Source organism: Nocardia sp. NPDC047038 (genome assembly GCF_040644075.1).
Classification (GTDB): domain Bacteria; phylum Actinomycetota; class Actinomycetes; order Mycobacteriales; family Mycobacteriaceae; genus Nocardia; species Nocardia sichangensis.
In genome coordinates this window covers 247,162-255,878 of the sequence record NZ_JBEYVQ010000005.1, presented here as the reverse complement: position 1 = coordinate 255,878, position 8,717 = coordinate 247,162, and the positions used below count along the sequence as shown (strand labels likewise).

At 68.4% G+C, this 8,717-nt stretch carries 9 protein-coding genes and 2 pseudogenes; 9 read left to right on the top strand and 2 right to left on the bottom strand.

The features are described 5' to 3' along the window. Window positions 1-1,452, bottom strand: a pseudogene (locus ABZ824_RS20525) (hypothetical protein); the annotation flags it as partial. A gap of 512 nt (window positions 1,453-1,964) precedes the next feature. On the opposite strand from ABZ824_RS20525, the gene infA reads away from it, so the two are divergent. The 8 genes from infA to truA all read left to right on the top strand — a co-directional run bounded on the left by infA (window position 1,965) and on the right by truA (window position 6,839). Further along, complete coding sequence (infA, locus tag ABZ824_RS20520) at window positions 1,965-2,186, top strand: translation initiation factor IF-1 (protein ID WP_003418601.1); 222 nt, start codon at window positions 1,965-1,967, stop codon at window positions 2,184-2,186. Window positions 2,187-2,336: 150 nt separating this feature from the next. Beyond that, on the top strand, window positions 2,337-2,450 hold the full coding sequence (gene rpmJ, locus ABZ824_RS20515; protein ID WP_011207363.1) for a 50S ribosomal protein L36: 114 nt from the start codon (window positions 2,337-2,339) through the stop codon (window positions 2,448-2,450). 248 nt (window positions 2,451-2,698) lie between these two features. Further along, on the top strand, window positions 2,699-3,070 hold the full coding sequence (gene rpsM / locus ABZ824_RS20510; RefSeq protein ID WP_039795645.1) for a 30S ribosomal protein S13: 372 nt from the start codon (window positions 2,699-2,701) through the stop codon (window positions 3,068-3,070). Window positions 3,071-3,079: 9 nt separating this feature from the next. Beyond that, the gene (rpsK, locus tag ABZ824_RS20505; RefSeq protein WP_039795647.1) at window positions 3,080-3,493 is read left to right on the top strand and encodes a 30S ribosomal protein S11; all 414 of its coding nucleotides are present in this window, start codon (window positions 3,080-3,082) and stop codon (window positions 3,491-3,493) included. 20 nt (window positions 3,494-3,513) lie between these two features. Next, window positions 3,514-4,119, top strand: a complete 606-nt coding sequence (rpsD, locus tag ABZ824_RS20500) for a 30S ribosomal protein S4 (protein WP_356964759.1) — start codon at window positions 3,514-3,516, stop codon at window positions 4,117-4,119. A gap of 107 nt (window positions 4,120-4,226) precedes the next feature. Beyond that, window positions 4,227-5,285 carry a DNA-directed RNA polymerase subunit alpha gene (locus ABZ824_RS20495; protein ID WP_039796155.1) on the top strand — a complete coding sequence of 353 codons (1,059 nt, stop codon included), beginning with the start codon at window positions 4,227-4,229 and terminating at the stop codon, window positions 5,283-5,285. A 50-nt stretch (window positions 5,286-5,335) separates the two neighbouring features. Then, on the top strand, window positions 5,336-5,857 hold the full coding sequence (gene rplQ, locus ABZ824_RS20490) for a 50S ribosomal protein L17 (protein WP_355076207.1): 522 nt from the start codon (window positions 5,336-5,338) through the stop codon (window positions 5,855-5,857). Window positions 5,858-5,963: 106 nt separating this feature from the next. Then, on the top strand, window positions 5,964-6,839 hold the full coding sequence (gene truA / locus ABZ824_RS20485; RefSeq protein ID WP_356964893.1) for a tRNA pseudouridine(38-40) synthase TruA: 876 nt from the start codon (window positions 5,964-5,966) through the stop codon (window positions 6,837-6,839). A gap of 148 nt (window positions 6,840-6,987) precedes the next feature. Here truA and ABZ824_RS20480 read toward each other — a convergent pair. Beyond that, a pseudogene (locus tag ABZ824_RS20480) lies at window positions 6,988-7,419 on the bottom strand (Hsp20/alpha crystallin family protein); the annotation flags it as partial. Window positions 7,420-7,592: 173 nt separating this feature from the next. On the opposite strand from ABZ824_RS20480, the gene ABZ824_RS20475 reads away from it, so the two are divergent. After that, window positions 7,593-8,426 carry an LLM class F420-dependent oxidoreductase gene (locus ABZ824_RS20475; RefSeq protein WP_355076209.1) on the top strand — a complete coding sequence of 278 codons (834 nt, stop codon included), beginning with the start codon at window positions 7,593-7,595 and terminating at the stop codon, window positions 8,424-8,426. Window positions 8,427-8,717 lie beyond the last annotated feature (291 nt).

Here is an 8,717-nt window from a genome sequence, read left to right as displayed (position 1 = left end):
CGACGTCGCCGGGTCGACGGGCTGCTGCGGTGCGGGCTGTGCGCTTGTCGGTGTCGAGGAGTGTCCGCCCTGCCGCGCCGCCTGGTCCGGAGCGGATGGCACGCCGGTCGGTGCCTGAGCGTTCTGCCGCGCGGTGTGGTCGGCCGTGCTTCGGTCGGGAGTCGACGTCGCCGGGTCGACGGGCTGCTGCGGTGCGGGCTGTGCGCTTGTCGGTGTCGAGGAGTGTCCGCCCTGCCGCGCCGCCTGGTCCGGAGCGGACGGAGGCGCGGCGGGATATCCGGCTTGGGGCGGTTGCGCGGCCGGTTCGCGGCCGGTCGATGTCGAGGTAGGCCAGGGCTGGTTCGGACCGGCGGGTGGGGTCTCGCGAGACTCGCCGCGCTGAGTCGCCTCGTTTCCGGTCGGGCTCGGGCCGATCGGTGGGGTGGTCCGATTGGGCGGAGCCGAGTTCGGCCACAGGCTCGGAGCCACGGCCGACAGGGCGGCATCGAGGCGAGGGTTGCCGGTGGACGGCCATCCACCGTGCTTCGGCCCGAGCGGAGGTCGGCCGCCGACGGCCTGGCCCGGCGTGCTCTGGCCGTGCGATGGCGGGGCATGCTCGTCGTTCCGGGGCGGAGCGGGCCGCTCGTCGGCTGGTTGCCGGGGCGGCGGCGGGAGCTCCGGCCGGTCCGCCTGCTGTTCGTTCGACGCGGGCGGGTTCGCGGACCTGGTGCCCAGTGGCTGGAAACCGGGTGAGGGCTGCGACGGATTGCGCGTGGGCAGGCTGTGCTGCGGAGCGCCGGTGCGCTCCGGCGGCGCTTGCCACGAATTGTCCTGCGCCGGTGGAGTGCGGTCGTAGCCGGGCTGCTGCCAGGACCCCTGCGGCTGCTGGGCCGCCTGTGGGTGCGGCCAAGACTCTTGCGGCTGCTGCCAGGCCTGGTATGGCTGTCGCAGAGAATCTTGCGGCTGTTGCCAGGACTCTTGCGGCTGCTGCCGGAGGGACTCTTGCGGAGGCTGCTGCCGGGACTCCTGTGGCTGTTGCAGAGAATCTTGCGGCTGTTGCAGAGAATCTTGCGGCTGTTGCAGAGAATCTTGCGGCTGTTGCCAGGACTCCTGTGGCTGTTGCCAGGACTCTTGCGGCTGCTGCCACGACTCGTGCGGGGCACGAGCCGGTGCGGGCTCCTCCGGAACCGGCGCGGGCGCGCGACTCGCGTCGCCCTGCCGCTGATCCTCCTCGGCATTCCCCTCGTGCTTGTCGCGGCGCCAGCCCTTACGGCGCTTCTCCGGCCGTGCGGCATCCGGGCGTTCCGCCTCGGGCGCGCGGCCGCGCAAACGGCCGCGCCTGCGGCTGGGGGAGTCCTCGATGAGGTCGTCGTGCGGAAGGTTCTGTACCGGCGCTTCGTAGCCGCTCTGGCTGACGTCGCTCTCCGACAGCCACGGCGGCAGCATGGGCAGGCCGTCATTGCTACGGCTCACGACTGCGCCTCGCCGATGTTCGGCGTGCCGATCTCTCGCTCGCTGCGCTCGGTCACGACTGCCCTCGCTGCCCGCTCGGCTCGGTCGTGGCCAGGGACGCTCTGCCGTTGACTCGCTCGCTACGATTACTCACGGCCTCGCCTCCCTGCCGCTCGCTTCGGCCGTGACCGAGAGCGCCCACGCCGGTGGCTCGCACGCTGCGCCGGCTCACGCGTCCCCCTCGATCCGTTCGACCCAAATACCTGGACAGCGGCCAGTTTACGCGACAACCCGGTGCCGTCGCGGCGCAGCGTCCGAGGCCCGCCACGAGTGGGAAGACGGCTGCGAAACCGCTGGCGACACGGGTATACAGGGAGGCATTTTTGCCCGAACCCGAACGGATCGGTAAGCTGGAGCGGCGGTGCACCTAGGCGCCGCCTGTTTGTGTGCGAGCGGTTCGCTCCGGCGATCGGTCCCATTCGAGCAGAACCAGCAAACAAACCAGGTTGAGCGTAACCGGGATCGCGGAGGACATGGCGAAGAAAGACGGGGCCATCGAGGTCGAGGGTCGAGTTGTCGAGCCGCTGCCCAATGCGATGTTCCGGATCGAGCTCGAGAACGGACACAAGGTTCTCGCGCACATCAGCGGGAAGATGCGGCAGCACTACATTCGCATCCTCCCCGAGGACCGTGTGGTCGTCGAGCTCTCGCCCTACGACCTGTCGCGTGGCCGGATCGTATACCGCTACAAGTGATCGTGCCCGGCGCGATCGGCGTCGGTTGCGAGCCGGCAGTCCCGGCGTGAGCCGGGGCCGAGTCGAAAGACTCACACCAGAGCTTCCCCAGTCGCCGACTGGGGAAAAACTGTGTTCACACCCCTGTGAACCACAACAGATTGGACGGACGTGAAGGTTCAGCCGAGCGTCAAGAAGATCTGCGAGAAGTGCAAGGTGATCCGCCGTCACGGCCGGGTCATGGTGATCTGCGACAACCTGCGCCACAAGCAGCGCCAGGGCTGAGCGGAGGCGAGGGAGACCTCGCACCACCCGCCCGAGGCTTGCCGACGGCGAACGCTCGACGCGACACCAGCCAAGCACCGAACCGCAGTTCGGATTGGCAAGAAGAACTCCCAGCACCAGCCGCACGCTGCGGAAATCAGGGTTCGCCCTGGGCGTGCGCGCCTACCACCGGTTCGGAGGCCGGTGCCCCGCCAAGACGAGGGGACGGACAGGGAGCAGACCTCCGCAACGATTAAGGAAACTGCCAGATGGCACGTCTCATGGGCGTCGACCTCCCGCGCGAGAAGCGCATGGAGATCGCACTGACCTACATTTTCGGCATTGGCCGTACCCGCTCCAAGGAGATCCTCGAGGCCACCGGCGTCAGCCCGGACCTGCGCTCGAAGGATCTCAGCGACGACGATCTGACGAAGCTGCGTGACTACATCGAGGCTTCGGAGTTCAAGGTCGAGGGTGACCTGCGCCGCGAGGTGCAGGCCGATATTCGCCGCAAGATCGAGATCGGCTGCTACCAGGGCCTGCGCCACCGTCGTGGCCTGCCCGTGCGTGGCCAGCGCACCAAGACCAACGCGCGCACCCGCAAGGGCCCGAAGCGCACCGTCGCCGGCAAGAAGAAGTAGGGATAACCGATGCCTCCGAAGAGTCGGGCCGCGGGCCCGAAGAAGACCCAGAAGTCGCGTCGCAGGGACAAGAAGAACGTCCCGCACGGCAACGCGCACATCAAGAGCACGTTCAACAACACGATCGTGTCGATCACCGACCCGAACGGCAACGTCATCTCCTGGGCGTCGTCGGGTCACGTCGGCTTCAAGGGCTCGCGCAAGTCGACCCCGTTCGCCGCGCAGCTCGCCGCCGAGAACGCCGCCCGCAAGGCGCAGGAACACGGTGTCAAGAAGGTCGACGTGTTCGTGAAGGGCCCCGGTTCGGGCCGCGAGACCGCGATCCGCTCGCTGCAGGCCGCCGGCCTCGAGGTGGGCACGATCTCCGATGTCACCCCGCAGCCGCACAACGGCTGCCGTCCGCCCAAGCGGCGTCGCGTCTAGCGGGAAAGGAATAACGAACAATGGCTCGTTACACAGGCCCTATCACCCGCAAGTCGCGTCGTCTGCGCGTCGACCTCGTCGGCGGCGACCAGGCGTTCGAGCGTCGCCCCTACCCGCCCGGCCAGCACGGCCGCGCGCGGATCAAGGAGAGCGAGTACCTGCTCCAGCTGCAGGAGAAGCAGAAGGCCCGCTTCTCCTACGGCGTCATGGAGAAGCAGTTCCGCCGGTACTACGAAGAGGCCAACCGCCTCAAGGGCAAGACCGGTGACAACCTGCTGCGTCTGCTCGAGACCCGCCTGGACAACGTCGTGTACCGCGCCGGTCTGGCCCGTACCCGCCGTCAGGCTCGCCAGCTGGTCTCGCACGGCCACTTCCTGGTGAACAACAAGAAGGTCGACGTTCCCAGCTTCCAGGTCACCCAGTACGACATCATCGATGTCAAGGAGAAGTCGCTGGGCACCCTGCCGTTCCAGGTGGCGCGTGAGACCCTCGGCGACCGTCCGGTTCCGGGCTGGCTGCAGGTGCTCCCCGGCCGGCTGCGGATCCTGGTCCACCAGTTGCCCGAGCGCGCCCAGATCGATGTGCCGCTGCAGGAACAGCTGATCGTCGAGTACTACTCGAAGTAACACTTGGCACAACGTGCCGCTGGTGCGTGGCCGCCCCGATGGGCGGCCAGGCACAACCCCTGAGACGAGGCGTCAAATAGCGGGCGCCCAAAAGGAGGATGATCCACATGCTGATTTCACAGCGTCCAACGCTGACCGAAGAGGTCGTCGCCGAGAACCGCTCGAAGTTCACCATCGAACCGCTCGAGCCGGGCTTCGGCTACACCCTCGGCAACTCGCTGCGGCGTACCCTGCTGTCCTCGATTCCGGGGGCGGCGGTCACGAGCATCCGCATCGACGGCGTCCTGCACGAGTTCACCACCGTTCCGGGCGTGAAGGAGGATGTCACCGACATCATCCTGAACCTCAAGGGCCTGGTCGTGTCCTCCGAGGAGGACGAGCCGGTCACGATGTACGTGCGCAAGCAGGGTCCGGGCACCGTCACCGCCGGTGACATCGTCCCGCCCAGCGGCGTGGTGGTGCACAACCCGGACATGCACATCGCGACCCTGAACGACAAGGGCAAGCTGGAGATCGAGCTCGTCGTCGAGCGCGGTCGCGGCTACGTCCCGGCCGTGCAGAACAAGGCGTCCGGCGCGGAAATCGGCCGGATTCCGGTGGATTCGATCTACTCGCCGGTGCTGAAGGTGACCTACAAGGTCGAGGCGACCCGCGTCGAGCAGCGCACCGACTTCGACCGCCTCATCCTGGACGTGGAGACCAAGAACTCCATCAGCGCGCGGGACGCGCTCGCCTCGGCGGGCAAGACCCTGGTCGAGCTCTTCGGCCTGGCCCGTGAGCTGAACGTCGAAGCAGAGGGCATCGAGATCGGCCCCTCGCCGGCCGAGGCGGATCACATCGCCTCGTTCGGCCTGCCGATCGAGGATCTGGACCTCACCGTCCGGTCCTACAACTGCCTCAAGCGCGAGGGTGTGCACACCGTCGGCGAGCTGGTCGCCCGCACCGAGTCGGATCTGCTGGACATTCGCAACTTCGGTCAGAAGTCCATCGACGAGGTCAAGGTCAAGCTGCACGCGCTCGGCCTCTCGCTGAAGGACAGCCCCGCGTCGTTCGATCCGTCCAGCGTGGTCGGCTACGACGCGAGCACCGGCACGTGGAGCGACAGCGGCACGTTCAGCGACACCGACGGCGGCGAGCAGGACTACGCCGAGACCGAACAGCTCTAGGCCGCCGGGGTAGGCGCCCCGGCCCGGCCTCATACAAGGAGAACACCACAATGCCCAAGCCCAAGAAGGGTGCCCGCTTCGGCGGGTCGGCGTCGCACCAGAAGGCGATCTTCGCCAATCTGGCCACGGCGCTCTTCGAGCACGGCCGGATCACCACCACCGAGGCCAAGGCCAAGGCCGTGCGTCCCTACGCGGAGAAGCTGATCACCAAGGCGAAGGGCGGCACCCTGGCCGACCGTCGCGAGGTGCTGAAGGTGATCCGCAACAAGGATGTCGTGCACGAGCTCTTCGCGGAGATCGGCCCGTCGTTCGAGGGGCGCGAGGGTGGCTACACCCGCATCACCAAGACGCTGCCGCGCAAGGGTGACAACGCGCCGATGGCGATCATCGAGCTGGTTCGCGAGAAGACCGTGACCAACGAGGCCGATCGCGCCCGTCGCGTGGCCGCCTCGAAGAAGGCGGAGGAGGCTCCGGCCGCCGAGGTCGTCGAGGAGGAGGCCGACGAGGCCGTCGCCGAGACCGCCGAGGCTCCGGCTGCCGACGAGGCCGCCGAGGACAAGAAGGACGCCTGACGCTTCGCGTCGGAGTTCGCGCACGAGCCCGCCACCCGCACTGGGTCGGCGGGCTCGTTCGTTTCGACCAGAGGATCATGTGACCGTGGAGGAATCGGTGGGATCGATGTCGGGTCGACCGGGCGAGGACGCACCGGGCGTGCCCGGTATCGACGTGCCACGCACCCGGGTCCGGGTGGACATCGCCTACGACGGCACGGATTTCGTCGGCTGGGCGCGTCAGCCTGGTCTGCGCACCGTGCAGGGGGTGCTGGAGGACGCGCTGAGCAAGGTGTTCCGCGAGCCGATCCAGCTGACCGTGGCGGGCCGTACGGACGCGGGCGTGCACGCCGAGGGGCAGGTCACGCATTTCGACACCGCCGGTGAACTGGACGCGGCGAAACTGGTGCACCGGATGGCGCGCTTCCTGCCGAAGGACGTGCGGATCAGGCACGCGCGCCCGGCCGCGCCGGAGTTCGACGCCCGGTTCTCCGCCATCCGCCGCCATTACGCCTACCGGCTGACCACCGCGCCGTACGGTGCGGAGCCGCTCCAGGCCCGCAGCGTGGTCGCCTGCCGATCCGACGTCGATGTCGACGCGATGCGGGCGGCTTCACGAAAGTTGCTCGGGCTGCACAACTTCGCCGCCTTCTGCCGCCGCAGGGAGGGTGCGACGACGGTACGGGAGTTGCAGCGGTTCGACTGGGTGCGCGATGGTGACCTGCTGATCGCCTACGTCAGCGCCGACGCGTTCTGCTGGTCTATGGTCCGCAGTCTGGTCGGTGCGGTCCTCGCCGTCGGCGAAGGGCGGCGGACGCCGGAATGGGTGGCCGATCTGTTGCGGGAGACCGAGCGCTCCAGTTCGGTGACCGTCGCTCCCGCACATGGTTTGAGCTTGATAGGCGTGGACTACCCGGCCGACGAGGAGCTCGCGGCCCGCAACGCGCAGACGCGGGAGATGCGGTCGGTTCCGGTACCTGGCGGAGGCTGCTGCGGCGAGTGAGAATGTCCGCGCACTACCCGCACCCGTGCTCGGGTGCGGGTAGCGGACGCGGTCACTTCGATGACCGCGGGTATTGCTGCTGCGACTGTGCCGACTGCTGAGCCTGCTCCTGCTGGGTCGGCGACATCGGTGTGGACCGGCCGGATTGCGCTTCGATGGTCCTCGGTTCGTGGGACGCCCCGGAAATCTGGATGCGGCGCGGCTTCGCGCGCTCCGCGATGGGGATCGTCACCGACAGCACGCCGTTGTTGTAGGTCGCGCTGATGTTCTCGACGTCGACATTCTCGCCGAGGGACATCTGGCGCATGAAGGTGCCCGCGAAACGTTCCGAGGCGATCCACTGGACGCCTTCTTCGCTCGGCACGGTGCGTTGCGCCCGCAAGGTGAGCGTGCCGTTGTCGACGCTGACGTCGATCGAGCCGGGGTCGACGCCGGGCAGATCCGCGTTCAGAACGTAGTGATCTCCCGCTTTGAACAGATCCATCGGCATGAATCGCGGTGCGCGACCGGTTCCGGCAGTCTCACCGAGCAGTTGGCGGGCAACGGTGTCGATGTCATGGAATGGATCGAATCGAAGCACAGCAATCACCTCCATCTCCTAGTGGTGGCGCCGGCCAGGCGCCGGGCGCCGATAGCTGTGCAATAGCCACAGTAGCCCTGTGTAATCGGGACGGCATCGACCCGACGGGGCCGTCCTGGCAGTGCACGGGCCCGGCCGGAATAGCGCCCTCCTGGCGTGTGTTGGGTCGGGACATGGCATTCGACAGTCTCGGACGGTTCGGAGTGTGGCGGGCGTACAACGGGTTCAGCCCGGAAGACGCGCGAGAATTGGAGCGGCTCGGATACGGCGCGCTCTGGCTGGGGGCTTCGCCTCCGGCGGATCTGGCGACGGTCGAACCGCTGCTGGAGGCGACCGAAACGATCACCGTCGCCACCAGCATCGTGAACATCTGGGCGGCGCCCGCGAAGGAGGTGGCCGACTCGTTCCACCGGATCGAGGCCCGCTTCCCGGGCCGGTTCCTGCTCGGCATCGGTGCGGGACACCCGGAGCACACCGGTGAGTACCGCAAGCCGTACGACGCGCTGGTCGAGTATCTCGACGACCTCGACGCCGCGGGAGTACCCGCCGAACGTCGCGCGGTGGCCGCACTGGGCCCGCGCGTGCTGAAGCTGGCCGCCGAGCGGTCGCTGGGCGCGCTGCCCTATTTCGTGCCCGCGGCGCACACCGCGAAGGCCCGCGAGATCGTCGGCCCGGACGCGCTGCTGGCGACCGAGCACAAGGTGGTGCTGACCGACGACGCCGGCACGGCGCACGCGGTCGCCGATGAGACCGTCAAGTTCTATGTCGGCCTGACCAACTACGCGTCGAACCTGCGCCGATTCGGTTTCACCGACGCCGACCTCACCGTGCCGCCGAGCGAGGCGCTGTTCGACGCCGTCATCGCGCACGGCACGCCGGAACGGATCGCCGCCCAGCTGTCCGAACACGCCGACGCGGGCGCCGACCACGTCGCGGTGCAGATCCTCGGCGACAACTACCTCCCGGCGCTGCGCACTCTCGCTCCGCTGCTCACCGGGCGATCCTGACCGCCCGTCTCCGGCCCCCGGCGCTGTGCACCTTTGCTGCGCTGTTGACCGCGGGATCCTGACCGCCCGTGTCGTCTCCGGCCCCCGGCGCTGCGCACCTTTGCTGCGCTGTTGACCGCGGGATCCTGACCGCCCGTCTCCGGCCCCGGCGCTGCGCACCTTGCTGCGCTGTTGACCGCGGGATCCTGACCGCCCGTGTCGTCTCCGCCCCCGGCGCTGTGCACCTTTGCTGCGCTGTTGACCGCGGGATCCTGACCGCCCGTCTCCGGCCCCCGGCGCTGCGCCGGGGGC